Origin of the sequence: Mesorhizobium sp. M2D.F.Ca.ET.226.01.1.1, from assembly GCF_004022705.2 — a bacterium.
GTDB lineage: Bacteria > Pseudomonadota > Alphaproteobacteria > Rhizobiales > Rhizobiaceae > Mesorhizobium.
In genome coordinates, this window is the sequence record NZ_RZOY02000147.1 from 1 (window position 1) to 279 (window position 279).

At 64.9% G+C, this 279-nt stretch carries 1 pseudogene; it reads right to left on the reverse strand.

From position 1 onward, the window contains the following. Positions 1-216 (reverse strand): annotated as a pseudogene (locus EN869_RS34160) (cation:proton antiporter); the annotation flags it as partial. Positions 217-279 lie beyond the last annotated feature (63 nt).

Genomic DNA, 279 nt, shown 5'->3' on the forward strand with positions numbered 1-279 from the left:
CGCGGCCGCCACGAAGACCAGGCACAACAGCATCGTGTAGCCGGTCAAGGACGCTTCGCTGAACTTGCCGAAGACCCTTCGCCGGACCTCGCGTGCGACGGCCGGCGCGACAAAGAGCGAGGCGAGCACGAAAGCGAGGTTGATCGCGATCACCCGCCCGATGCCTCCCGCGTCGGCAGCGTCGCCGTGCTGCACCGCCGTGGCGATGGCAAGCATGCTCCAAAGAATGAGATCCTGAATGGTCGCGGCGCCGATAATGTTGCGCGCGAACGAACTGTT